Source organism: Amycolatopsis sp. NPDC101161 (assembly GCF_044768185.1).
GTDB lineage: Bacteria > Actinomycetota > Actinomycetes > Mycobacteriales > Pseudonocardiaceae > Amycolatopsis.
The window spans coordinates 1,004,065-1,027,351 of the sequence record NZ_JBIWPI010000002.1 but is presented as its reverse complement, the minus strand read 5'-3'; the positions used below and the strand labels follow the sequence as shown (position 1 = coordinate 1,027,351).

Below are 23,287 nucleotides of genomic sequence, written 5' to 3'. Positions count from 1 at the left end.
TTACCAGGCCGGGGGTGACGAGGTGTCGCTCCCGGCCTGAAGCATGCCTGGGCCGGGGTGAGATCGAGGACTGGTTCGACGGTGTCCTCTCCGGGCAGATCAGCTGCGACGCGGCCGATCGCTGGGCCATGCGATGGCTCAGCGATGACTTCGCGGGTCTGGTCGATCTCGACGAGGATCAGCTGTGGGCGCTCGGCTTGCTCGGGGGCATCGACCTCCCCGCCGGGCCGGGCCCGGGGTTCCTGCACAGCGAGGACCAGATCCGCGGGTGGCGGGGCGAAGTGCGAGCCCGCCGACGGGGTTGAAATGCGCCGGCCGGGGCCGTCGAGAGGTGGCTGATCGCCGGGCGAGGCGGTGGCGCGCCACCCGGGATTCGCTCTGGAGTTGTCAATCAGCGCGTCGTGGGACACTTGAGTTATGTCCGGCCCCAAGCGCGATCCCCAGACGACCAGCGACCAGCGTCGGCGGGTCGATGAGATCTTCGGGGACGTCCTGCCCGAGACGACCTCCGATGAGCGGGACGTCGAGCGGCGTACCGGGCTCCCGGACGACTGGTACCGGGAGAACCGGCCGCCGCACCACGATCGGTGATCCCACTCAGTCGCGGCCGGTGCCGCGCTGGGACTGGGCGCGCAGCAGGTCGCGGATCTCGATCAGCAGCTCGACGTCCGTGGGCTCCGACGGGCCCGGCTCCTGGCCCCGCTTGCGCCGCTCCTGGACGTGCTTCACCGGCAGCACGATCACGAAGTAGACGACCGCCGCGACCAGCACGAAGTTGATCGCCGCGTTGATCACGCCGCCGAAGTCCAGGAACGTGGCCTGGTTGTTCTGGAAGATCTGGTAGCCGAGGCCCTTCGCGGCGTCTGTGCCGCCGATCGTGCTGATCAGCGGCTTGATGAGGCCGTTGGTGAACGCCGTGACGATCGCCGTGAACGCCGAGCCGATGACCACCGCGACGGCGAGGTCGACGACGTTGCCGCGCATCAGGAAGTCTTTGAAGCCTTTGAACACTGGTTCTCCTCGATCGGGGACGGTGCGAGCTAGCGGAGAGTAACCGTTACCGGTCGCTCCAGTGAAATCGCCGCCACCTTCGTCGCCACCGCCTCCGGGAGCCGCAGCAGCACCAGCGGTCCCTTCGCCGCGGACGCTTCTTGATGCCCGACCGCCACCACCGTCGCCCCGCCGGCCAGCACGGACGCCGGTACTCCCGGTTCCGACGCCGCCACGACGTCGACGCGCCCGCCGGGCTCCAGCAGTTCGGCGACGCCGGCGTCGGCCAGGCGGACCGGGACCGTCGCCGTCGCGGGATCACCCGCTCCGGGGATGGCTGTTGCCAGCCGGACGTCGGTCAAGGGTTCGCCGGCGCGGACAGCGCCTGCCAGCAGACGGCCGTCGACGCCGGCCGGGGTGCTCAACGCGCCCGCCGGCCGTGCGGAATCGGGGAGATCGGCGACGCGGACGTCGGAAGCGCGCAGCGCCGCACCGGAAGGGAGGTCGTGCGCCGCGACGACGGTCGGGGTCGTCGGCGCACCCCGCGCGGAACCGGGGTAGGCGAACAGCAGCGCACCGGCCAGCAGCAGGCAGACGGCGAGCCAGCGGCGCACGAGCCGCGTCCGCCTGCCCCGCAGCCGGGTCAGATCAGGTGGGTGGAACTTCGCCAGCACGTCCACGGTGCCCCCTCGGCTGGATCGGGTGCGGCGGTGTGCCGCACGAGATCGACGTTAGGGAAGCCGGACGGGCCGCCGGAAGGGCCACGTCCGGCGCCTGTGGACAACCGGGGTGTTGTGGATAACTCCGCGGCTCAGGAGGCCGCGGCGGTCGTCTTCGTCGTACTCGAAGAGGAAGATGCCGAGCTCGTGTCGGACTTCGTCTCCGTCTTGGTCTCGGTCTTCGCCGGGGTCGACGCGGTGCTCGACTTGCTCGAGTCGCGCGAATCGGTGCGGTAGAACCCGCTGCCCTTGAAGACCACGCCGACCGAGCTGAAGACCTTGCGCAGCGCGCCGGAGCACTGCGGGCAGACGGTCAGGCTGGGGTCCGAGAACGACTGCACGGCTTCGAACCGGTGGTCGCATTCTTTGCAGGCGTACTGGTACGTAGGCACTGACGGCTCCTTTGCTGGCACTCATCCGACCAGAGTGCTAACCCAATTGTGCTTGAAAGCATTCCCCGAAAGCAATTCCTCGTTGCTCACATCGGCAGCTCGAGCACGCCTCGACCCGGCGTCAAGGCCCCGCTCATGCGCACGTCGTGGGGTTCCCCCGGCAGCCGTTCGACCAGCTCTTCGTCCCGGACGACGGCCAGCAGCGCCGCACCGGGCGCCGCGAACACCAGCGAGCGATCGTAGTGGCCGGCGCCCCGGCCGAGCCGGACGCCCCGGTGGTCGACGGCCAGCGCGGGCACCAAGATCAGCCCGGCCGCTCCGACAGCCTCGGTACCCAGGCGTTTTCCGCCCGGCTCGCGGATCCCGCGGAACCGGCTGGGCACCAGATCGGCCTCGCCCGTGTACTCGGCCCAGTCGAGCGGGTCCGTCCGCGACCGGATGACCGGCAGCAACACGCGCGCACCGCCGGCCGCGAGCGCGTCGACGAGCGCCGTCGTGCCCGGTTCGGTGCCGAACGGCAGGTACGCGCACACCGTGCCGGATGTGACCTTCGACACCGCGCTGACCAGCGCCGACGTCTCCTGGGCGTGCGATTCGGCGGTCTGGTCCGCCCGCGCGAGCGTCAGCCGCCCACGCCACTCCGCCTTGCTCAGGTGCTCATTGCCCAGCGCGTGCATGACCTCACGTTAGGCTTTGCGCCCATGACGGGCGCCGCAACCTCCAAGACGTTCAGAACCGCGATCGTGCCGGCCGCCGGCCTCGGGACGCGCTTCCTCCCGGCGACGAAGGCCGTGCCCAAGGAACTGCTACCGGTGGTCGACACGCCGGGGATCGAGCTGGTCGCGGCCGAAGCCGCCGCCGCGGGCGCCGAACGCCTGGTCATCGTGACCTCGCCGGGCAAGGACGCCGTCGTCCGGTACTTCGAGAAGCAACCCGAGCTGGAGAAGAACCTCGAGGCCAAGGGGAAGAACGAGCTGCTGGCGAAGGTCCGCCGCGGCTCCGACCTGCTCGCCGTCGAGACCGCCATCCAGGAGCAGGCCCTCGGTCTCGGCCACGCCGTCGCGCAGGCCGAGCCGAACCTGCGCCCGGACGACGAGGCCGTCGCCGTGCTGCTCCCGGACGACCTGGTGCTGCCCACCGGCGTGCTCGAGAAGATGAGCGCGGTCCGGGCCGAATTCGGCGGCAGCGTGCTCTGCGCGTTCGACATCCCGAAGGCGGAGATCTCGCCGTACGGCGTCTTCGACGTCACCGACACCGACGACGACGACGTCAAGCGCGTGCACGGCATGGTCGAGAAGCCGAAGCCGGAGGACGCGCCCTCGACGTACGCCGCGGCCGGCCGCTACCTGCTCGACCGGGCGATCTTCGACGCGCTGAAGCGGATCGAGCCGGGCAGCGGCGGCGAGCTGCAGCTGACCGACGCGGTCGCGCTGCTGATCACCGAAGGGCACCCCGTGCACGTCGTCGTCCACCGCGGTGGACGCCACGACCTGGGGAATCCGGGTGGTTTCCTGCGCGCCGCGGTCGACTTCGCGCTTGAAACGCCCGAGTACGGTCCATCTTTACGGGCGTGGCTCACGGAACGGATCGGGACAGATCGCCCATGACGGAATCCCTCGACGCGGCACCGCCCGAAGTGGCCGGCGACGAAGCCGAGCTGCGCTCGGTCGACGCGCAGATCTCGATGACCTTGGAAGCCGCCGTCCGGCCCCAGCCGGTGCGCGTGGCGATTTCCGAGGCCCAGGGGCTGCTCTGCGCCGAGGAGGTCGTCGCCGAGCACGCGTTGCCCGGCTTCGACCAGGCCGCGATCGACGGTTACGCCGTGCGCAGCGTCGACGTGCGCACGGCCGGGCAGGAGCCGGTGCAGCTGCCGGTCGTCGGCGAGATCGCGGCGGGCTCGCGCCAGCCGCGGCGCCTGCAGCCCGGCCAGGCCGTGCGCGTCGACACCGGCGCGCCGCTGCCGACGCTCGCCGACGCCGTCGTCCCACTCGCCTACACCGACGGGCACCAGGCCCGGGTCACCGTGCACCGCTCGGTGCCCTCGGCCGGGTACGTGCGCCGGGCCGGTGAGGACGTCCAGATCGGCGACGTCGCGGTGCGCCGCGGCGACACGATCGGCTCGGCGCAGGTCGGCCTGCTGGCCGCGGTCGGCCGGGCGAAGGTCCTCGTCTACCCCCGGCCCCGGGTGTCGATCGTGTCCGTCGGCGACGAGCTGGTCGACATCGACCGGACGCCGTCGGTCGGGCAGGTCTACGACGTCAACTCCTACGCGCTGGCCGCGGCCGCGCGGGACGCGGGCGCCGAGGTCAGCCGGGTCGGCATCGTGCCGAGCGAGCCGAAGCGGCTGCGGGAGATCGTCGAAGGCCGGCTGCTGATGTCGGAGATCGTCGTGGTCGCGGGCGGCGCCGGGGGCGCGACCGGCGACGAGGTCCACGCCGCGCTGTCCGACCTCGGCCGGATCGACATGACGCGCGTCGCGATGCACCCGGGTTCGGTGCAGGGGTTCGGCCGGCTCGGCCCCGACTCGGTGCCGACGTTCCTGATCCCCGGCAACCCGATGAGCGCGCTGGTCGTGTTCGAGGTGCTGGTCCGGCCGCTGATCCGGGCGGCGCGCGGGACGCGCAACCCGCACCGGCGGATCGTCGGGGCGCGGCTGCTGTCGCCGATCACCTCGACCGAGGGACGGCGCGGGTACCTGCGCGGCCAGCTCCTGCGCGACGAGTCCAACGGCGAGTACCTCGTCCAGCCGCTCGGCCAGTCCGGGGCGCACCTGCTCGCGTCGCTGGCCGAGGCGAACTGCCTGATCAACGTGCCCGAAGAGCTGACCGACGTCCCCGCAGGCGAGCAGGTCCAGGTCACCTTCCTGGCCCAACGGGCCTGATGAACTCCGTGTCGGGCGTGTCCTACCCGGTCGAAAGCCGGCACCCGGGCTGGCCGGCCCGGCTCGGTCCGCTGCGGGTGCCCGCCGGGGTGGTCGCGATCCGGCCGGTGCGGCTGCGCGACGCGGGTGACTGGAGCCGGATCCGGCTCCGCGACCGGGCGCACCTCGAGATGTGGGAGCCGACCGGCGTCGGCCCGTGGCCGGAACGCAACGCCTTCTGGTCGTGGCCGTCGCAGTGGGCTGCGTTGCGTTCGCTCGCACGGCGTGGTCAGTGCCTGCCGTTCACGATCACCCTCGACGGGCGGCTCGCGGGCCAGATCACTGTGGGTAACGTCATTCGGGCGTCGCTGCGGTCCGCGTGGATCGGCTATTGGGTGTCCTCGGAGGTGGTCCGCGGCGGGGTCGCGACGGCCGCCGTCGCGCTGGTCACCGACCACGCCTTCGGGCTGGGCGGACTGCACCGGCTGGAGGCCACCGTACGGCCGGAAAACGCTGCCAGCCTGCGGGTTCTCACCAAGGCGGGGTACCGGCAGGAGGGCCTGTTCGAGCGGTACCTCGACGTCGCGGGCGGCTGGCGGGACCACTACTGCTTCGCCATCACGCGCGAGGAGACCGGGGCCGGCCTGGTGTCACGGCTGGTCGCGTCGGGACGCGCCGATTACGCCTGACGGTGATTACCCACCCGGAGCACTGAGCGCGTTACCACATGCTGTGAGTTTCACCTAATCCGGTGAGGCATTTCCGTGATCGAACCCGGCGAGCCTCCGCCCGATCTGTTACTCCTGTGACTAGCGTGATTTCAGGTGGAAGGATCGGGGGAGGTGACGGGAGATGCCCAGCTCCGTGATCATCGTCGCGCTCGCCGCGGCATGGCTCGTCGTTCTCGTGCCCATGGTCGCGCGAAAGCGGCAGCAAGTGGCCCGCACGGCCGACTCCGCGCTCGCGGCCAGGGTCGTGCGCAGTGGACGCAACGAAGACCGGGAGGAATTCGCCATGTCCGACGAGCCAGTGAAGTCCCGGCCTTCGGTCGAGGACGACCTCGCGGAGCTCGAAGCCGAACTCGAGCTCGAAGACGAGGTCGACGAACCGGAGCCCGAGCCAGAGCCGCTCCCGCAGCCGTCCCGCGCCGAGCGGGCGGAGCGGGCCGAACGCGCCGCTTACCGGCCTGGTCGCGGCGGCTTCGACCCCGAAGCGGCGGAGATCGCGGCGCGCGCGAAGTACAGCTTCCGGCAGCGCGTGGTCGTCATCCTGCTGGTGATCGCGGTGGCCACGGCGGGCATCGCGGGCTTCCTCGTGCCGCTGGTCTGGTGGGGCCACGCGCTCGCCGACGTCGTGCTGGTCGGGTACCTCGTGTACCTGCGCCGGCAGGTGCGGATCGAGGAGGAGATCCGGCAGCGCCGGCTGGCCCGGTTCAACAGCACGCGGGCGCCTCGGCGTCCGGCTCCGCGCCCGTCCGATTCCTTCTCCGAGGTCGAGGAGCCGGTCGAGGACGTCGAGGACGTGGACGTCGTCGAGCCGGTCCGCCGCGAGGTGGTCGAGCGTCGTCCGTCGCCGACTTCGCGGGTCCGTCGCAGCGCGGTGGTCGTCGATCTGGACGACGAGGACCCGGCGTTCGAGGAGCTCGACGAGCCGGGGACCGGGCCTTACCGGCGGGCCGTCGGGGAGTGACCCCCCGTGCCGGGTGCTCGTAGGGCACTGATACGCTCTACGAGCACAACCAAGGGGCTGTAGCGCAGTTGGTAGCGCGTCTCGTTCGCATCGAGAAGGTCAGGGGTTCGATTCCCCTCAGCTCCACACTGGAGGGCTTACTAGAACATTGGACCAAGTCCATGCCCGCTAGTAGGACTTCAACATCGTTCATGGCATAAGGAGTGTCTCCGGATCCGGAGACACTCCTTATGCCATCTGTGGGCAGCGTCGCGGCAGCACCAGGATCAGGCTTGTTACTGCTCGCGCTCAGGTGCCGCTCCTCAACTGAGCGCAGCGTGGCAAACGGCTCGCGCAAGTCGAAGTCGGTGACGTCTTCGTCCTCGATGTAGATGTGTTCGAACAGCGCTTGGTTAAGTAGCCGCCGCTGTTCGTCGTCGCAGCGCCGGTACAGCTCCTGTGGATCCTCAAGCAGGATGAGGCACAGGTCGACAAGCCGGGCAGCTTCCGAGAGGTCCTCGGTGGTCTCGTCCAGGCGTTCAGTGAGGCGCTGACGTTGCCGACCGATGTCGCGGAGCTTCTCCTTGATCCGCTCCTGAGGCATCGTCTCGTCGCCGCCGGCGGCCAGGTCGATCAACTTCTCTTCCTGGGTGCCCAGGTCACGGAGCTGTGCGGTGAGCTGTTGTTGTAGCAAACGCGTTGCCGCACGCTCGTCCTGGAGGGTGGCCGCGACGTGGGCGCGGACGTCGGCGATGAAGCCAGGATTGAATCGGACAGTCGCGTAGTGCGCCTCAACAGCCTCCTCGACGTGTAGGACGTTGACGTGCGGGGCGCTGCAGCGGCCGCTCTGCTTGTTCCGGCAGAAGAAGTACGTGTACTCGTAGCCGCGCGAATTGACCGTGTGCTGGATGATCATGCGCGACGTGGTGCCGTTCTTCCAGCAGCGACCACAGAACAGCGATCCCTTGAGGTAGTGGTGATGCACGCGTCGACGCTCCTTCGCGGCTGTTCGTGTGCTAGCGATGGCTTGAACATGGTCGAACAGGACGGGGTCGATGAGTGGCTCGTGGCGGCCGCGGATCTCTTCGCCCTGGTGCATCACGTAGCCGATGTAGTACCGGTCGCGCAGCATCAGCGACAGCTTGTTGATCGAGACCCGCTTGGCCGGCCGCCGAGGTGTCGGCCGGGTACGTAGGCCCCGCTCGTACAACTCCTCGTCCAGGTCTGCCAGCGTGTAGTCGCCGGTCGAGTACAGCTCGAATGCAAGTTGGACGAGTGGCGCGCGCTCCGGGTCGATCGCGATCGTGCGGATCTCGCCACCCTCAGGCTTCGGCTCGCGGACGTTCAGGTAGCCGAGCCGGGCGATGCCGACGGTGCCGCCGTTGCGGACCTTCTGGCCCATCTTGTAGCTGATGTCTGCGCCGCTGGCCTCAGACTGGTACTGATCGACGGCGTGGAGGATGGTTTCCACCATGGCGCTCTCAGGGCTTTCGCCCATGTCGAGGATGGTGGAGACGACCCGAGTGCCGACCTTCTTCAGGTCTCGCTTCGTGATGCCCGCGTCGACGCTGTTTCGGAAGACCCGGTTGAAGTGGTGGACGATGACGTAGTCGATGTCCTTCTGGGACTTCACCCAAGCGACCATCTCCTGGAACGTTGGCCGCTTGTCGATGCTGGTGGCCGTGCGGCCTGGCTCGACGAACTCTCGGACGATGTCCGCGTCGAGTTGTTCAGCTTTGTGCTTGCCAGCCTCGCGTTGGGCCGGGATCGAGATGCCTTCCGGGTTGTAGTCGGTGTGAACCTGTCCGGGCGTCGATACTCGGAGGTAGAGCACGGCGCGCTTACGGCGACGTTCGCCAGTCGCGTACCGCGCGACGTTGCGGTTCAAGGCTTGCTCGGTCATGGGACCTCCCCTCTAGTTGGTGTGTTCGCGTGGGTCAGCCGAAGGATTTCCTCGTAAGACAGAAGCTGGAAGTAGGGCGAAAGGGAAGCATCGTTGAGCCAAAGCTGTGGTTTCGGCCTCGCGAATGAGCTGCAATAGATCGATCCAGACTCGGACTTGGGTGGCTACTGTGAACAAGCGTGAGTCGTCGTTGCAGCAGATTTTGACAGCAACCCACCCGACGACATGTGCGTAAGAGCGTGCGCGCAGGTGCTTGGTAACAGGGGTCGAAATTGCCTGTATTTCTGACAACATCTTCCTCTTAAGCAGGGTGTCCTGAGTTCGAGTCTCAGATGGCCCTCCAGGGGTGAGTGCACGTAATATCGTGCTTTCACCTGTGGAAAACTCATCGTTGACAGCAGTTTTGACAGCAGCGCCCCCTGTTAGAAGCTGCTCGATACGTTCAAGTGCCTTCGTCTGGCCGCTCAAGTCGCCATGCTGGTACAGCTGCTGCGTCGTCGTGACATGAGAGTGGCCGAGGATGAGCTGCGCATCGCGAGCCGGTACGCCCATGTTCTTGAGAAGCGTCGCGGCCGTATGGCGTGTGTGGTGCACTGTGATGCGGGGCAGGCCGGCCCTCTCGCGGATCTCGTGGAAGGTTCGGACGAAGTTCTTCGGATCGACCGGGGTACCGGTGCTGCTGAGGAAGACTAGGTCTTCACCTTGCTCGACCTGTCGCTCTCGATACAGGCGCTCAAAGCCGTCGCGAAGCAACGCAAGCAACGGCAGGTCACGCTGTCCGGCTTCGGTCTTCACCGGGCCTAGCTCGAGCACCGAACCAACCCGCTGCAACTGCTGAGTGACGTGCACGATCCCGCGCTCGATGTCGAGATCGCACCAGCGCAGCCCGAGCACCTCGCCGCGGCGCATGCCGTACGCCAGCAACATGACGTAGGCGAGATACCACCGGTGCCCTTCAGCTGCTTGGAGGAATCGCATGGCCTCGTCGAGGTTCCAGGGCTGGATCGGCTTGCGCTTCCAGGCCTCCAGTTCGACTAGTTTGGCGACGTTGCGGGGAATCAGTTCCTCGCGCTGGGCGCGGCTGAGCGCGGCTCGCAGGACACTGCGCATCAGCTGAACAAGACGGATCGAGCGGCCTTGAGCCAGGTGATCGTTGAGCAGCGTCTGCACCGTCTGTACGGAGAGCTTGCTGAGGCGCACCTTCCCGAGAGCGGGTTTCAGGTAGAGCCGTACAGTTGATGAGTAGAGCTCGACGGTGCGCGGCCGGTTCTTCGTCGCTACGACGTCCGTGAGCCAGTAATCAAGGTAGGCGCCCACCGACCACTCGGTATCGGGTGTAGGGATGCCGCGTCGGGCTGTGGCAAGCTTGTCTTCGAGACGATCATGTGCCTCACGGCGTGTTGCAGCGTAGACGTGAATACGCTTGCGCTTGCCTCCCACGGTGTCGACGAACGCTGAGCCTGCCCACCGGCCGTCGCTGCGGTGGTAGATCGATCCTTCACCGTTTGCCTTGCGGCTCACAGTGAATCTCCCTCTTCGCGTAGCTCTTCGATGAGTAAGGTGAGGTCGGGCTCGGCGACGAGTCGTCGGCGACCGATGCGTATGGTCTTCAGCTTTCGTAGGTTTATCAGGGCGTATACTTGCCAGCGACTTACGCTAAGTCGCTCGCATACTTCAGTTATGGTGAGTAGTCTCGGCGGCTCGTTGGGTTCTGTCGTGGCTGATGGGCGAGCATTCGAAGTGTTCATGAGATCCCCTCCTTTCTTTGGTGGGCGCCATGGCATCCTGTTCTCCCAGGAGTACCTTAGTGGCGAAATGATTTGCGAGTAACTCATATTCTTGCTCTGGTCTAGGGCCTTTGCTCTGGTATTCAGATGCGTCGATGATGTGTTTTAATTTGTGCAGTGTTAGGAAAAGTGCGGCATGGTCTGGCGAGTCGGTATGCAGCCGAGTGATCCAGTCTCCGCGAGTCGTTGGGTCGGCGGCGTCTGAGTTCTCAAAAGAAAGCGAAGCGTCGCAGAAGCTTGCGTCAAATTTCTTCATCATCCGGAAGATGCGGTTGTCTATGCTGGTCTCAGCTGACAAGTATCGAAGGAATCCTGCTTGATCTTCTGCAACTACTAGTTCCTCCTGGAGTGATCCCTTCCAATCGACCGCGAAGGCGCGCAGGCCTGCGATGATGTGTGCGTCTATGACGATTTGTTCTTGGTCTGTTATTCTCATTGTTCGTTCTCCTTTATCTCTATGCTCGACGGATGATTTGATTGGTCGTCATACGAGCTGGCTTGTTCGGTGCAGTACTGGGCCATCGCGGCTCGGGTCTCATCGGGTAGGTGTCCGAATTTTGTGTTGAGGTAGGGCGCGAGGTCTGGCAGCTCGCCTGCCGTGACGTACTCGGCCATGGCGAACAGGTCGGCGAGCGGAACCTTGAGCGCCCTGGCCAGCTGCTTCAGCGTGTCCGGGCTGGGCGCGTGGATCTCGCCGTGTTCAAGACGCGTGACGGTGCCGCTGTCGATTCCCGCTGCTACAGCAAGGCCGCGAACGCTCTGCTTTCGCTGCGTCCGTAGGTCTCTAAGGTATTCGCCGAAACGGCGTGCGGCATCGTCAGTCATCTTCGTGAAGGTCTCCGTTATTTGTTTCCCTATTTTACCTCCGTTTACGCGCGAAAGCACCCATTGTTGACTATTCTGCAACAGTATTCCGATTATTGAATTTATTCGAAGCCTCGACGCTGTCTGTGTGGCGCCACCGCTAGCGCATGAAGACATGGAACTTCCCATCGAACTCGATGACGTCCCAGGTGGCGCGGACGGTGCGCTCAAGACGCTCCTGGTCGAACTTGACGAAGTCTTCGAAGCCCCAGCGATCCTCAGCTTCCTTGACGGCAGCCTTGAAATCCTTGATCTCGGTGAACTCCTCGACGATGTCGTTCAAGCTGGCGAAGCTGCCGATGTGGAAGTCGTTGAAGCGTTCGACCAGGTCGTCGCTGCCCGACTCGACGTCGTGTAGCTGCAGGTAGGCCCAGAAGGGCGCGCCATGCTCGCGGAGCCCCCGCTCGACAAGCGACGTGCCGTCACTCGGATGGCCCGGACGTCCGCCGGGCTGCTTGATCAGGTAGAGCCCGAGCAGGTCGGCGAGCTCTTTCGTCTGGACGTCGCCGAACTGCGCGTGGATCGAGAGTTCACGGGCGAGCCCGGCGTGATCGACGCTGCCGGTGACGGCGTAGTGGTGAAGGGTGCCAGGCACTGGGATGCGGTTGGCGAGCTCGCGGGCGATGACCCGGGCGCCCCAGTCGGGGATCTTCTCGCCGACCCCGCCGGCCTCCGTGACGGCGTCGAAGATGACGTCAGCCAAGGCGTCCGGCTGTTGGACGCTCCCCGTGAGGTCGATTTCGCCGGACTCCAGCTTCTCCCGGGCGGGGATACGCCGGTTCCGGTCGTGTGGATTCTGTGGTTGTTGTTCCAAGTAGTACCTCCTTTCGATGTGCGTGTGGTTGCGTACGGCGCCGCCTCAGCGAGCGAAGACATGGACGGTGCCGTCGGGGTCAGTCAGGACCTGCCAGCTGGCCGCAGCATCCTGAGCGACCGCCTCGTAATCGAAGACGACGTACGGGCGTATCAACGTGTCGGTGATCCGCCGATCGAGCTCCTGGTGCCAGCCGAGGCTCTCCACGAGGGCCCACGCCCACGCTTCACGGGATTGGTAACTGCCGGTGTAGGAGTCCCGGAACTCGGCGAGGCGAGTGCGGTCGTTGCCGACGAACCGCGCCCAGGCTGCGAACGCCCGGCCGTGCTCGACGAGGCCGCGGGCAAGGTCCGAGATGACCGTGCTGTCGGTGATCGTCGACAGGTCGACACCGTCGAAGTCTTCAGCGGAGCGGACCGTCCAGAGTTTGGCGCCCGGTACCGGCGAGCTTGCGAGCATCGCTTCGATGTCCGCGTCGATCTCGCTTGGCGTCTGGTCGGCGTCGATCCACAGGCCGTGCTCGATGCCGCGCTCCGTGCTGGCTAGGTCGGCCACGTAGATCCTGGGGCGGCGCGGCTGCTGCCGCTCTGCGGTGAAGTCGCGCGGATGCTCGCTGTCGTCGTCGGATTCAGGTTGGTGTGGTTGTCTTTCCATCAGGTGGTCCCTCCTTTCAAGATGAGTTGGTTCTGGTGGTGGGGCTGAGCGGCCACCGGCGGATCGGGCACCCCGCTGGTGATGAGCTGTCGGAACTCCGTCGTCGTCACGACTTGGAAGAGCCCTGGCTGAATGGCCTTGTCGGCCGCCAATGCGGCCTGAAGCGCACGCTCACGAGCGGCGTCCGGGACGACCCAGACGACTGCGGGGAAGAGGCCGTGTCGCGCCTGGTGCGCCCCTGTCGCCGCGTAGCGCTGGTAGATCTTCGCCTTGCGAACGACGACGGTGGGATGTTCGGTGGCGAGGTCCGCCTCGACGTACCAGTGGTCCTCGTAGTCGCCGCTCACCGTGATGGCGAAGAGGTCGGGCTTGAGCCACTCGAGCGTGCCGTGTGGGCCGGCGAAGGAGCGCCAGCAGGACGGTTCTGTCTCGATGCTGGCTACCTCAATCACGCCGGTCTGACCGAGCTCGTGCAGCGTGACGGCGAGTTCGGCCGTGGCGATGGTGTGGGCCGCGAAGGTGGCGCCCGGCTCGACGAACCGGCGACGGTACTTCTTGCCTTCCATGGTGCGGATCAGGCGCTCGCCGGTTGCACCGAGCTGCCAGGTAATGCCGGACGACCCGGCCCGGACGCCGCCGATGCGTCGCCCAAGGCGAGCGACCAGGTTCTTCTCTTCGAGGCGGGTCAGGACCCGCATGACGGCGCCGGACGCGGCGCCGAGGCTGGCGTGTCCGCGAGCGAAATGCAGTCGCCGGATCTGAGCGGTCGAGAGCAGGCGGTGCGTACTGATCGACTGCAAGATCGAGATGTCTCGGTCGGACAGATGGAGCAGCAAGGCGGTGACGTCGGTCGGGCTCATGCGCCGTCTCCTCGGTCCGCCCGGTGACCCCCAATTTGGGGGTCAGTCCCATCCCAGGAAGGGATAGGTAGGGGGTGTGACCTGCCGGGATGCGGAGTGGTGGTCGACACGGAGGTATGGGCGAACATACGGGTGGAGATACTGCTTCTGTCGTCAGTTCGTCGTTTCATGCTGATCTCCGCTTCCGCCCGATCCGTTCGATTGGTTGAGGTGCTGGTTTGGGCTCAGGAGCGACTTCGGGTTCGACGTCTGGCTCGGAGGTGCTCGGCGGAGCGACGTCTTCGATCGGTGCGTAGTTGGCCTGTGAGGCGGCGCGGACGACGGCCGGGTCGATTGTCGGCGGCGTCGGTGGCAGCGTCTTGACGAGCGCCCAGCCCGAGGGGTGACCGTTCGCCACGAGGTTGGCGTAGGCGTGGAACTGCGGCAGCGACATGAAGTCCTCGGGCGTCAGGTCGCGGGTGAGTTTGGCGGTGTCCCGGGCGTCCTCGTACTCCGTGGCGAACTGGATCTTGGATCTTGCGTTCATGTCGACTGCCCGCGCGAGGGCCGGTGGGAACTGGGAGCGGAACTGGGCGGCCAGGAACCAGCCGACGCCGAGGGAACGAGACACGGCGAGCGCGTCGGCCATCGAGACGGGGAGGTTCAAGAAGCGCGGCGCCTCGTCGATGTAGATCGTCGCTGGGTGCGTGCCCGCCCCGGGGTCCCCGGCGCGCTCCTGCGTGGCCTGCCAGATGTCTGCCACGATCAGGCTGCCGAGCAGGCTGGCGGTGCCGGGCCCGATGAGGCCTTCGTTGAGCGGCACCAGGACGATCTTGTTCTCGCGGAACAGATCGCGAAGCCGGAAGCGGCCGTTCTTCTGGTCCAGCATCCGGATCAGCGCTGGCCGGAGCAGGAACTGGCGCAGCTTGTTGAGGGGCGGCGCGATCGCCGCGGCCTGCGCTTGAGGCGTCTGCGCGTCGTACCACGCCCAGAAGCCGGCCAGAGCGACGTCACCTTGGATGCGGCCGACCTGCCGTCGGCGGAACACGGGGTCGGTCAGCAGCCGGGTCAGGTCAACCAACGTGGCCGGTTCCTTAGGCGTACTGGCTCTGGCTAGCGTGCGGAGGCAGGCGGAGAAGATGTCCTGCGTCCGCGGTCCCCAGCCGTCGCTGAAGACAGCTGCGAAGACCGACAGGATGCCGTCGACGACGACGTCCGGGTCGCGCTCGCCGACGTCGAGCGGGTTGAAGCCGACCGGTGTGGCGTCGCCGGCGTTGAGCTCGACGACGTCGCCGACTCGGCGTTCGGGGATGTGGGCCATGAGGTTGTCGATCAGCTGGCGCTTCGGGTCGAGTACCGCGACGGCTTGGCCCGCCTCGATGTCCGCAAGGATCAGGTGCTCGATGGCCGTGGTCTTGCCGGAGCCGCTCGGACCGTAGGCGATGCCGTGATACGTCTGGTCCTTCGGCGAGATGCCGATCTGGCGGTCGTCGCCCGGCGCCGCGCTCGCCGCGAAGACCCGCGGGCCGGTATGCACAGCCTGGGCAGCGCGAAGCGGCTTCGGGTGAAGGGGTGGGAGTCCAGGCAGCTCGCCCTCGCCGATCGGCCAGGCGAGAAGACCGACGAGTTCGGGTGCCGCCAGGTGCAACGGCCAGCGCCAGGGCAGTCGTGCGTCGTTGAGCGCCTTCGCCTTCTCCGGCACCAGGGTGATCTGCACTCCCGGGGTGCGCGCGGTGGAGATCGCGCTGAACAGGCCCGTGATGAACCGCCGCCGCCGATCGCTGTCGTTGCTGGCGGCGCCGAGCCGGATGGTGGCACTAAAGCCGCTTCGCGACAGCCTGTCCTTGAGGCGCTGACGCGTCTCCGAGCTGGCAGACCGAGCCCCCGCGGTCAGGGCGTCGAGCAAGGTGCCGTCGGGATCGGGCGCGTCGCTGTGAACCGACCTTGGGGCATGCCGTGGGCCTAGGATGACCTGGAGCACCAGCGCTTCGCCTGCATGAAGACGCGCGGCAAGTGCCGAGAGCAGCGCCAGCGTCGTCTGCTCGGCTCCGTCCATGCGAAGCGGCAGGCTGGTTGACTGCAGCCGAAGCTGCCGGGCGACGTCGACGTCCGGACGAGGGTCCGGATCTGACGACCCGGCGCCGGTGAGGATCGTGCCAGGCAGCAGGTCGCCGAGGAGGCGCCTGATCGGGTGCACGTCAGTGACTCGACAGCCGAGCAGATGCTGGGTGCCGGTCTCACTGGCGCGTGCTTCGAAGATGACTCGCGGTTCGTCTCGGTCGGACGCGAGACGTTCGAGGAACCGGAGAACCGCGGAAGACTCGAGCGGACGTGGCAGGTGGAGTTGGGAAAAGACGAGGTGACCAGCGTCAGGCGCCATGGCGACCGCCCTTCTTCGCGGGTGGGGGCGAGTCGCCGGTGCCAGGCTGCTGGGATTCGGCGGCTTGGGCCTGTGCTTCGCGCTCGGCCTCGGCGAACGCGAGCCCGATGATGGCTTTGGAGAGCTTGCGCATATCCGGTGTATCCCGGCGAACACTACGGACCCTTAAACGGCGTTCACGACGCTCCTTTCGGTTCTTACTTGTCTTCTTGGGGGCTGGGGTCATAGATCACCTCACTTTCTCCGTATCGTGCTTGTGCTGCATGGATTCAACACTCGGCAACGGCTTAACTTATTACCTACTTTGGACAAAACGTCAATAATGTTTGTTTATTTAACAACGCGTGTGTCTGACATGTGTCGGTCAACGGGGGTTACCAGCGGGAACGTCGCCACCGGATGAAAGCGACCACGCACCAGACGAGGAAGGCGACGGTGAGGCCGGCGATCAGCCACGGCACGACGGGCCGGAGGAAGGCGACCGCCAGGTTGAGCGCGATGGATGCGCCAAGCATGACGAGACTTGCGTGGAGCAGCCAGGCAAGCGGGTTCCTCGAGCCACCTTTGTCGTTCACCGGGCACCTCCGGCAGGCTGGCGATCGCTCGGCACGGGATACCCGGGAATGGTGATGTCGGCATCAACTTCGTTGCCCCACACCGACCAGTCGGCGTTCGAGGGCGGTCGGCGGCGGGCGAAGAGCTCCAGGTAGGGACCGGGGGAGACTCGCTCGATGAGGGCGTACTGCTCTTCCGGCTTGTGGGAGTGGTCCTGGACCGGCGCGTTGAGCCAGGTCGGCTGGGAGCGGAACCGGACCGGTGCCTTGCCGCGGGTGGCCAACAGCAGATGCTCCGTCGAGTTACGGAGGTACCGGCCAAGTCCGAGATGGAACTTCACCCAGGTCAGCGGCGAACGTACGGTGAAGCCCCAGCTTTCGGCGACGTCGTAGCCGTCGCGCAATGTGGCATTGGTGACCCACAGCCAGAGATGCGCGCTGTCCTCGGCGAGGTCGCCGATGGGCATCGCCTTGATGCTGTCCAGCGTCATGAGTTGGTAGTGGCGTCCGGCGCCGTAGCTTCCTTTTTGGAGCACATCCCACGGCGGATCAACCAGGATGGTTCGAAAACGCTTCGTGGTCATCGCTGCGGGCTTGTTGTCTGTCATCACGCATAACTCTCCTTTCTGTTCCTGGTCCGGGAGTTGGTGAGCGGCCTGCCAGGTCTGTGCCTAGTTATGGACGATGAGTGGGCGAGAGGGAAACCGTCGGTTCGGTCGAAGGTTCGGGCGAATGTTCGACCGAACCGACGGTGCCCTTCTGGGATGAAGTGTGCAGGATAGGCCGCATCGCTGTTCCTGATCGGATTGTTGTGGAATTAACTACGAGTCTTCTATCGAGGTGGTCGCGCTGCTCCCTGGCCGGTGGGCAACCAGGCTGTTAAAGAGCGCCTTCGCTACGGCACCGGGGTGGCTGTCGTAGCTGATCTCGGTGACCGTGATGTCGCCGGCGAGGACGCCGTCGGGCACCTGACTCCCCAGAACGACGGCGTGAACGTCGCCGGGGAAGGTCACGAGGTCGGACAAGACCTGCGATGGGTCAGCGTCCAGAAGCAGGAAGTCCGACAAGACGACCAGAGTGGTTGCGTGCTGGGGGTAGCCCTCGGCAAGCTGGGTCGCTTGCTGGAGGCTCGGCTCGAGGGAACTTGAGCCGACCGCATCACTGGGAAAGCGGAGCCCACGGCCCAGCGCGGCCATGCCTCGTCGCGTAAGCGGTATTGGCGCGACGTCGCCCCTGGACGGTGAGTCGAAGTGCAGGATGGCTCCCAGTTCCCGCTTCGAGCCGCGGTTCGAGATGCCCCGGAAGGCGTGCTCGGCTTCGGCGTAGCGCTTAGACAACGGATCGTTGCCGCCGCGTCCCGTGACCGAGCCGGAGTCGTCGAAGACCGCAATGAGCAGCGTCGGGATCGGGGACGGCTCCCCGGGGTCGCCGAGTTGGTACGTCCGTTGATCCGTATCGAGCGCCGGGTCTGGCTCACCCGCGCAGCCGGTCATTCCCAGCACGTGGCCACCGCGAAGAGTGCCTGGAAGCAGCCGTGACGGCCGAATCACGCGGCACCTCCCCGCCGCGGCCGTCGTCCGATCACCCCGCCCTGTTCGCCGGCCGGGAAGCCGTGTCCGAGGACGGCCGGGTTTCGGACGTGGACGTGCCAGGCCAGCGACTCCATGTGTTCGGCGGCCGCCTGTCCGCGGAGGGCGTGCTCGTCGAGCAGCGAACGCGCATTGGTGAGCGCCGTCGCCCGCCGGGTGAGCGGTGCCGATTCGGCGAGCCGGAGGTGGTGGACTTCGGCGCGATGCACTCGCTTGGCCAGCATGTCCAGGAGGTCGGCGACGTCATCTGCTGCCGAGTACCCGAGAAGGCCCGAGGCCAGCGCCGTCGCCGCCGCGAGCATCCCGTACGTCATCCCGGCCGCGCTTCCCTCGATGGAGGCCCGGAGCGAGCCGATGCCGATCGCGATGAGTCCGACGACGAGCAGCGAGACCAACCCGACCAGCTTGACGATGGCCATGCCGCCGCCGGGACCGACGAATAGCTGCTGGTAGCGCTGCTCGTCGTCGGTCAGCTGCTCGAGATCGCGCTGGCGCGCCTTGGCGAGTCGGATGGTCTTGAGCTCGGCTCCGACCAGGCCCGAACAGATGCCCGCCATCCCCGACGCGAGCGCCAGGAAGAGGGCGATGTACACGACGTCGCCGCTGGTCACGGCCGCTGCCCACACGCCGCAGGTGTCACCGAGCCACAGGACCGGCAGCCCGACCCAGTACCGCAGCTTGGCGCCGGAGGAGCGCTTGACGTGCTGGCTGAGGGTGCGAGCCGCGTGCTGACGATCTGCATGGGCTTCCCGGACGTGGCCCTCGCTTTCGTGGAGGAGAAACTCGGTCGCGCCCGCCGCGGCCATCTGACCTGCAGCTTCCGCCTGGTGCGGCCGAGCGGCGGATTCGCCCTCGGCTGACCAGAGGGACTCTTGTTCACCGGCGAGCGCCTGGTACTGGTGCTGCACGTACGTCGTGCCGACGTTGCCCGGGCGCGGGCAGGCGGCCGCGCCGTCGAGACGCGGCAGCGTGACCGCGTCGGCTTCTCGCCGCCACGCTGCCGTCTGATCTGCGGGGTCACCCGCTGCACGGAGGAGGCTCATCGGCCGCTCACCGCGTAGTCGGTCACCGAGGCGCAGGACGCGGCCGCCGTCTTCTTGCAGAGCGCGTCGTAGAACGCGACCAGCCCGTCGACGACGTCCGAGCTCGGCGGATCGCTCGCGACGCGGCCGAGGCCGGCGACCACGATCGAGGAGCCGGGCAACTGCGGCACTGCGACGCGTCCGGCCAGGTCGGCGGCCTGCTGCTTCGTGATGGCGCCCTGGTCCAGCGTGACGCCGACGTTCTGGAAGCCGTCGGTCAGCAGGTAGAGGTACAGGCGGTGCGGTGCGCCGACTTGGGCGAGCCACTCACTGGCCAGCCGGTACTCCGCGCTGATGTCCGTGCCGCCGCTGGGCAGCGACTTGGCGGCCGAGCCGTAGCTCGCGCGAATCGTCTTCATGACGTCCGTGACCAGGGGCGGGAGCTTCTTCAGTCGGGCGTTGTCGGTCGCGCCGTCGAGCCGGAGCGACTTGTCGATGAGGATGTTCGTCGCGGCGCTCGTCGACGAGAAGACGCTCACACGTAAGCGGCCGCCGCAGATCGCCGTGGTGCGCACGACCGACTCGATGGCCTTGAACCGCTCCTCCACGATGGCGTCCGAGTTGCTCGAGCCGCTGCCATCCAGCTGCACGTCGGTGGCCGGCGGGGCCGCGGCGTCGCAGGTCGCGAGGATCTGCTGGTCGGCGGCCAGTTGACCGGCCGAATTTGATGCCGAACCGCAGGCGGACACGGCGGCGACCACGACACCCAGCGCGACGGCCGCGATGGTCAGCTTCACGGCCGAACGGGTCAGGTTCTTCTTGGCAAAATAGGACACGGGTGGCTCCCTTCTCTTGGGTTTCCTTGCGTGACTTTTCTGTCGGCGTTGCCGAGGCGGGTGGGGCCGCGCCGTAGGCGGCCCCACCCGAAATTCAGTTGTTATTCCGCGCGGGCTTAGCGCGACGCTTGTGTTCTATACGTGCGCTGCGCTTTTCCTTCTCTTCGTTCCGCACAGGCAGCGGAAGGAAGTCGGGGTGGGGCTGACGTAGCTCACGGGCGAGCGAGCGCAGTTCAGCTTCTTGGTGTGCAATCTGTGCGCGTTTGCGTGTGTTAACGAGAGGGGTGTAGTGGTTCCGGGCCATGAGTGACTCCTCGACTAGTTGAGTGCTGTGAATCCGCGGGTGCTGATTGCTTCTTCCGCGGGCGCCGATCGGCGGCGTGCAACCACTTGAACACGAGTCGAATGGAGGGCAAAAATCTTCCCCTGATCTTCCCCAGGGGATCCCGGGGAACGTGTAAACCTGCAGGTCAGAGCATCGGGGAGGTATCGGGGAGCCAGTCGGGAGGTAGGCTCGTAAAGGCAGGAAAAGCCCGCTCCTTGGGGAAGCGGGCGTGGGTCGGCCTGGCGGGTTGTTCAGTGGCTTTCGCTGGTGGGGCGCGCGTCGTAGGGACTGAGCGGACGGTTGCCGTGCAGCTCCTGCCACGTCGCCTTGGCGAAGAAGTACGGGTCGAGGATCTCGTGCGAGTAGCCCCCGACGCCGTCGAAGATCGTCGCCACCCGGCGTTCGATGGTGGCTTCCTCGACATTCTCGGGGTCATCACTGACGTAGTACGAGTAGTCGAGGAGATCGGGCGTTTGATGCCACTCTTCGATGATGGCGATGATCGCCAGCGTGAACCGTTGAAAGTCTCCTTGGCACACGCGGACGCCATAGCCGCTTTTCACCCACGAACGGATGTAATCCGCCAAGCACCGATGGTGTTCGGGAAGCAGTTCTTCGGGTGATGTTCCGGTAGTGAACTCGCGAAAAGACTCGATGGCGGTTTCATCGAGGAAACCCATAGGAATGCGCATGCTGGCCTCCAGGTGATTGAAGGCCGACCCATTTCACATATTAACATATTTATTGAATATTTGCAATAGCAAATATCGTTGGCATGAGGGTGTCACGTCGCTGCCGCCGCAGGGGCATGCCGCAAGCTGGGACAAAGTAACCTGGGAGCCTTCGACCCTGGGCGGATGGAGCGACGCTACCGTGCGTGACGAAGTTGTGACGGCAGAGCGGACGCCGGAAGAAGACCTTGCCTACCTTGCTCGCGTGGGGGCTTCCCGTATTGCTCTTGAGTCATGTCAGGGCTTGGCCTCGATGGTGCAAGGGGAACTAGAGCTCGGACCTCTAGCAGTTGGTCGTCGGGTCAACCTTCTTGAGGCGATCCTGAACGCGGTGCTTCGCGACAGCCGGGAAGCAGCCCTTGCTGGGCTCGGCACGACAACGCATCACAAGGCGCGCCAGGTCGACGCGTTCCGAGTTGCCGCCGCCGGCGAGCTGCTGCAGATGACGGACGAAGAGGCGTTCTCGAAAATCTTGGCCGTCAGGCTTGAGCAGCACGAAACAACCTGGTCCAAGATGATGGAGAAAGTAGGCAAGTCGGGGCCCGCGACCGAGCGGCAGCTCCGCGCAGCTCAGTGGATGGGCTGGAAAAACACGGGAGGTATGAGCAGGAAGCGGGTCGAGCTGCTTGCGGCTCTGCTCGTTGCGCTCAGGGTGCACTTAGCCGACGAAGAAGTCGCCAGTGCCCTCCGAGCCCAGTTTGCCGACGATGTCGAACCTGCCGCAAAGAAATCAGATGACGACGTCCCGTCGCCCGCCGCAGCGGACGAAAACGCAACCACGTCCTCTTTTGCGACCGACGTGCCAGATGTGAGCGTCCCGACGTTGCCGCCGCAGACACGCAGCAGTGGGTTCCAGGTCCTTGGCCGAACCGGGCGGCCCTGGTATGCGCTGGCTGGCGCGGTCGTGCTTATCGCTGCTGTCGTAACGGCTTTTTCCTTGGCGAATGACGGCGGTACCCCGTCTGGCGCGAAAGACGCGTCCTCGATCGCGCCGGTCCCAGCTACCGTGACCGAGAAGCCCACGTTACCGACCGGGTCGATCAAGTTTGATAATCGTGGCGGGTGGGGCCCAGATCGCGAGCTATTCACCAGCACTAGCCCGGCCGCATACGCCGTGTTCAATAGCATCACTGATAACCCCACGTATGGGGACGAACGTAATGTCATCACCTGTCAAGACAAGAGTCGTTCCGATCCGCTAGGCAATCAGCTCATCGCGGAAGATGGTCACGTGTACCACTGTCAGGTTGGAGTATTCAACGATGTTGCGGACTCCCTTGATGATGGAGCGCAAAGAACCGCCCCGGCGCGGATGTTCAATGCTCGTCTAGTTGTTGACCTTCCGGTGGGGCCGATATTCAACCCTGGCGTAGCGGCCACTTTATCCGCAAACAATGCTCAATCGGTTTGGTCGAGCTGCAATTTCATTTCACCACAACCAATGAAACTGACATATCAACGCGGGACGACGAGGATCATAACTCTCGGCTTGCCCGCGGGCGGCCTTCAGGTCCCAGAGGACTTCCAGGGTGAAGCTATGCGTGCTGGACTGCTGGTCAAGCCGGGGATTCTGCTCGGCTACGACAAGCAAGACGGCATAATTCGTCACAGTGGTCAATACTCCGTGTTCGTAACCTTTGAAATCAAGATTGAGTTAGAGGCAGGAACGTAGTAGGGCGCGCAAGGAAGGTAGACAGCGGGAACCATCGGAGCTCGAAATGGTATTCGAGGTTCCGAATGGCTCCCGCTGGCCTGGTGCCTCGTGTGAAGCCTCAGGACTGCTCACTGCCGGGCTTGCCTCGACGTGCGCCTGAAGGTGTACCAGGCGTCGGCTTCGGCTCAGCTGGCTTCTCGCTCGCGCTGCCGAAGATGGCGGCAATCGCCGCGCGTTCGGTCTGAGCCTTGCGTTCGATCTCGGTCCTGACCGCTTCGGCCTTCTTGAGGATGACCGGGTCGGCCTTGGTCTTCTCGATCCAGTGCTCCAGGGCCAGGCGAATCTCCTCGGTCGTGCTGCGGCCGGTCAGCTGGGCGACGATGTCCAGCTGCGCGCGAAGATCCTCCGTGATGCGGACGGCCAGTGTCCTGAGTTGGCCTGAGCCCGCGGCGGTAGTCGGCTCGCTCATGGCGAGTTCCTCCTCGGTGAGTTGCGGCCGGCGAACCTGGTTGGTTCGCCTGGTAGGCCGCAGGACGCCGACGAGGGAGGCTTGTGCTCGCTAGGGGGTCAGCACTCCTATTGATCACTCAGGTTGCCAACAAGTGCAACCGTAGGTTCGCCCACGATGTAAATACCACTACAAATCGCTAGTTGACGTATCGTTGTATTTTGCACCATATGCACGAGCGGCTAATTATGTCATAAA

Annotated in this window: 27 protein-coding genes, 1 tRNA gene and 1 pseudogene; 8 read left to right on the top strand and 21 right to left on the bottom strand. The window is 65.8% G+C overall.

All coding sequences use genetic code 11. The features are described 5' to 3' along the window. The first annotated feature begins 128 nt into the window (after nucleotides 1-128). Both ACIRSS_RS16025 and ACIRSS_RS16020 read left to right on the top strand, forming a co-directional pair. Complete coding sequence (locus ACIRSS_RS16025; protein WP_400895306.1) at nucleotides 129-305, top strand: hypothetical protein; 177 nt, start codon at nucleotides 129-131, stop codon at nucleotides 303-305. Between the two features lie 112 nt (nucleotides 306-417). Further along, the gene (locus ACIRSS_RS16020) at nucleotides 418-591 is read left to right on the top strand and encodes a hypothetical protein (RefSeq protein WP_400895304.1); all 174 of its coding nucleotides are present in this window, start codon (nucleotides 418-420) and stop codon (nucleotides 589-591) included. A gap of 6 nt (nucleotides 592-597) precedes the next feature. Here ACIRSS_RS16020 and mscL read toward each other — a convergent pair whose 3' ends face one another. The 4 genes from mscL to ACIRSS_RS16000 form a co-directional block, all read right to left on the bottom strand. Next, nucleotides 598-1,011, bottom strand: coding sequence for a large-conductance mechanosensitive channel protein MscL (mscL, locus tag ACIRSS_RS16015; protein ID WP_400895301.1), 414 nt, complete (start codon nucleotides 1,009-1,011; stop codon nucleotides 598-600). 29 nt (nucleotides 1,012-1,040) lie between these two features. Further along, on the bottom strand, nucleotides 1,041-1,670 hold the full coding sequence (locus ACIRSS_RS16010; RefSeq protein WP_400895299.1) for an SAF domain-containing protein: 630 nt from the start codon (nucleotides 1,668-1,670) through the stop codon (nucleotides 1,041-1,043). A gap of 131 nt (nucleotides 1,671-1,801) precedes the next feature. After that, on the bottom strand, nucleotides 1,802-2,101 hold the full coding sequence (locus ACIRSS_RS16005) for an FmdB family zinc ribbon protein (RefSeq protein WP_400895297.1): 300 nt from the start codon (nucleotides 2,099-2,101) through the stop codon (nucleotides 1,802-1,804). 86 nt (nucleotides 2,102-2,187) lie between these two features. Further along, nucleotides 2,188-2,778 carry a 5-formyltetrahydrofolate cyclo-ligase gene (locus tag ACIRSS_RS16000; RefSeq protein ID WP_400895295.1) on the bottom strand — a complete coding sequence of 197 codons (591 nt, stop codon included), beginning with the start codon at nucleotides 2,776-2,778 and terminating at the stop codon, nucleotides 2,188-2,190. Nucleotides 2,779-2,802: 24 nt separating this feature from the next. Here ACIRSS_RS16000 and ACIRSS_RS15995 point away from each other — a divergent pair, with 24 nt between their 5' ends. The 5 genes from ACIRSS_RS15995 to ACIRSS_RS15975 all read left to right on the top strand — a co-directional run bounded on the left by ACIRSS_RS15995 (nucleotide 2,803) and on the right by ACIRSS_RS15975 (nucleotide 6,776). After that, complete coding sequence (locus ACIRSS_RS15995; protein WP_400895293.1) at nucleotides 2,803-3,708, top strand: UTP--glucose-1-phosphate uridylyltransferase; 906 nt, start codon at nucleotides 2,803-2,805, stop codon at nucleotides 3,706-3,708. After that, nucleotides 3,705-4,982 carry a gephyrin-like molybdotransferase Glp gene (gene glp / locus ACIRSS_RS15990; protein ID WP_400895291.1) on the top strand — a complete coding sequence of 426 codons (1,278 nt, stop codon included), beginning with the start codon at nucleotides 3,705-3,707 and terminating at the stop codon, nucleotides 4,980-4,982. The genes ACIRSS_RS15995 and glp overlap by 4 nt, the downstream gene beginning before the upstream one ends. Continuing rightward, nucleotides 4,982-5,650, top strand: coding sequence for a GNAT family N-acetyltransferase (locus tag ACIRSS_RS15985; protein WP_400895289.1), 669 nt, complete (start codon nucleotides 4,982-4,984; stop codon nucleotides 5,648-5,650). Before glp ends, ACIRSS_RS15985 begins: the two co-directional genes overlap by 1 nt. A 163-nt stretch (nucleotides 5,651-5,813) precedes the next feature. After that, the gene (gene glpR, locus ACIRSS_RS15980; RefSeq protein WP_400895287.1) at nucleotides 5,814-6,650 is read left to right on the top strand and encodes a gephyrin-like molybdotransferase receptor GlpR; all 837 of its coding nucleotides are present in this window, start codon (nucleotides 5,814-5,816) and stop codon (nucleotides 6,648-6,650) included. Between the two features lie 53 nt (nucleotides 6,651-6,703). After that, nucleotides 6,704-6,776, top strand: a tRNA-Ala gene (locus tag ACIRSS_RS15975). A gap of 646 nt (nucleotides 6,777-7,422) precedes the next feature. Here ACIRSS_RS15975 and ACIRSS_RS15970 read toward each other — a convergent pair. The 16 genes and pseudogenes from ACIRSS_RS15970 to ACIRSS_RS15895 all read right to left on the bottom strand — a co-directional run. Beyond that, nucleotides 7,423-8,532 (bottom strand): annotated as a pseudogene (locus ACIRSS_RS15970) (recombinase family protein); the annotation flags it as partial. A 12-nt stretch (nucleotides 8,533-8,544) separates the two neighbouring features. After that, nucleotides 8,545-10,053 (bottom strand): tyrosine-type recombinase/integrase, encoded by a 1,509-nt coding sequence (locus ACIRSS_RS15965; protein ID WP_400895285.1) that lies wholly within the window; start codon nucleotides 10,051-10,053, stop codon nucleotides 8,545-8,547. Continuing rightward, complete coding sequence (locus tag ACIRSS_RS15960; RefSeq protein ID WP_400895283.1) at nucleotides 10,050-10,280, bottom strand: helix-turn-helix domain-containing protein; 231 nt, start codon at nucleotides 10,278-10,280, stop codon at nucleotides 10,050-10,052. Before ACIRSS_RS15960 ends, ACIRSS_RS15965 begins: the two co-directional genes overlap by 4 nt. Continuing rightward, a complete protein-coding gene (locus tag ACIRSS_RS15955; protein ID WP_400897611.1) occupies nucleotides 10,207-10,755 on the bottom strand; it encodes a hypothetical protein in 549 nt (182 codons plus the stop codon). Before ACIRSS_RS15955 ends, ACIRSS_RS15960 begins: the two co-directional genes overlap by 74 nt. After that, entirely contained in the window at nucleotides 10,752-11,144 is a 393-nt protein-coding gene (locus ACIRSS_RS15950) for a helix-turn-helix domain-containing protein (RefSeq protein WP_400895280.1), read from the bottom strand. Before ACIRSS_RS15950 ends, ACIRSS_RS15955 begins: the two co-directional genes overlap by 4 nt. 139 nt (nucleotides 11,145-11,283) lie before the next feature. After that, nucleotides 11,284-11,997, bottom strand: coding sequence for a hypothetical protein (locus ACIRSS_RS15945; RefSeq protein ID WP_400895278.1), 714 nt, complete (start codon nucleotides 11,995-11,997; stop codon nucleotides 11,284-11,286). Nucleotides 11,998-12,042: 45 nt separating this feature from the next. Beyond that, nucleotides 12,043-12,651, bottom strand: coding sequence for an antirestriction protein ArdA (locus tag ACIRSS_RS15940; RefSeq protein ID WP_400895276.1), 609 nt, complete (start codon nucleotides 12,649-12,651; stop codon nucleotides 12,043-12,045). Further along, on the bottom strand, nucleotides 12,651-13,511 hold the full coding sequence (locus ACIRSS_RS15935; protein ID WP_400895274.1) for a replication-relaxation family protein: 861 nt from the start codon (nucleotides 13,509-13,511) through the stop codon (nucleotides 12,651-12,653). Before ACIRSS_RS15935 ends, ACIRSS_RS15940 begins: the two co-directional genes overlap by 1 nt. 166 nt (nucleotides 13,512-13,677) lie before the next feature. Further along, nucleotides 13,678-15,870 carry a type IV secretory system conjugative DNA transfer family protein gene (locus ACIRSS_RS15930; protein WP_400895272.1) on the bottom strand — a complete coding sequence of 731 codons (2,193 nt, stop codon included), beginning with the start codon at nucleotides 15,868-15,870 and terminating at the stop codon, nucleotides 13,678-13,680. Further along, entirely contained in the window at nucleotides 15,860-16,003 is a 144-nt protein-coding gene (locus tag ACIRSS_RS15925; RefSeq protein WP_400895270.1) for a hypothetical protein, read from the bottom strand. The genes ACIRSS_RS15930 and ACIRSS_RS15925 overlap by 11 nt, the downstream gene beginning before the upstream one ends. A gap of 241 nt (nucleotides 16,004-16,244) precedes the next feature. After that, nucleotides 16,245-16,385 carry a hypothetical protein gene (locus ACIRSS_RS15920; RefSeq protein ID WP_400895268.1) on the bottom strand — a complete coding sequence of 47 codons (141 nt, stop codon included), beginning with the start codon at nucleotides 16,383-16,385 and terminating at the stop codon, nucleotides 16,245-16,247. Nucleotides 16,386-16,441: 56 nt separating this feature from the next. Further along, nucleotides 16,442-17,032 (bottom strand): MT-A70 family methyltransferase, encoded by a 591-nt coding sequence (locus ACIRSS_RS15915; protein WP_400895265.1) that lies wholly within the window; start codon nucleotides 17,030-17,032, stop codon nucleotides 16,442-16,444. Nucleotides 17,033-17,245: 213 nt separating this feature from the next. Next, nucleotides 17,246-17,926 (bottom strand): hypothetical protein, encoded by a 681-nt coding sequence (locus ACIRSS_RS15910; RefSeq protein ID WP_400895263.1) that lies wholly within the window; start codon nucleotides 17,924-17,926, stop codon nucleotides 17,246-17,248. 44 nt (nucleotides 17,927-17,970) lie between these two features. Continuing rightward, nucleotides 17,971-19,056: a hypothetical protein gene (locus tag ACIRSS_RS15905; RefSeq protein ID WP_400895260.1), complete on the bottom strand. Its 1,086-nt coding sequence runs from the start codon at nucleotides 19,054-19,056 to the stop codon at nucleotides 17,971-17,973. Next, nucleotides 19,053-19,871, bottom strand: a complete 819-nt coding sequence (locus ACIRSS_RS15900; RefSeq protein WP_400895258.1) for a hypothetical protein — start codon at nucleotides 19,869-19,871, stop codon at nucleotides 19,053-19,055. The genes ACIRSS_RS15905 and ACIRSS_RS15900 overlap by 4 nt, the downstream gene beginning before the upstream one ends. Before the next feature lie 576 nt (nucleotides 19,872-20,447). Continuing rightward, on the bottom strand, nucleotides 20,448-20,888 hold the full coding sequence (locus ACIRSS_RS15895; RefSeq protein WP_400895256.1) for a hypothetical protein: 441 nt from the start codon (nucleotides 20,886-20,888) through the stop codon (nucleotides 20,448-20,450). 181 nt (nucleotides 20,889-21,069) lie between these two features. Here ACIRSS_RS15895 and ACIRSS_RS15890 point away from each other — a divergent pair, with 181 nt between their 5' ends. Beyond that, the gene (locus ACIRSS_RS15890; RefSeq protein WP_400895253.1) at nucleotides 21,070-22,599 is read left to right on the top strand and encodes a hypothetical protein; all 1,530 of its coding nucleotides are present in this window, start codon (nucleotides 21,070-21,072) and stop codon (nucleotides 22,597-22,599) included. Nucleotides 22,600-22,699: 100 nt separating this feature from the next. Here the strand turns inward: ACIRSS_RS15890 and ACIRSS_RS15885 are convergent, their stop codons facing one another. Then, nucleotides 22,700-23,050 (bottom strand): hypothetical protein, encoded by a 351-nt coding sequence (locus ACIRSS_RS15885; RefSeq protein WP_400895250.1) that lies wholly within the window; start codon nucleotides 23,048-23,050, stop codon nucleotides 22,700-22,702. Nucleotides 23,051-23,287: the final 237 nt, after the last annotated feature.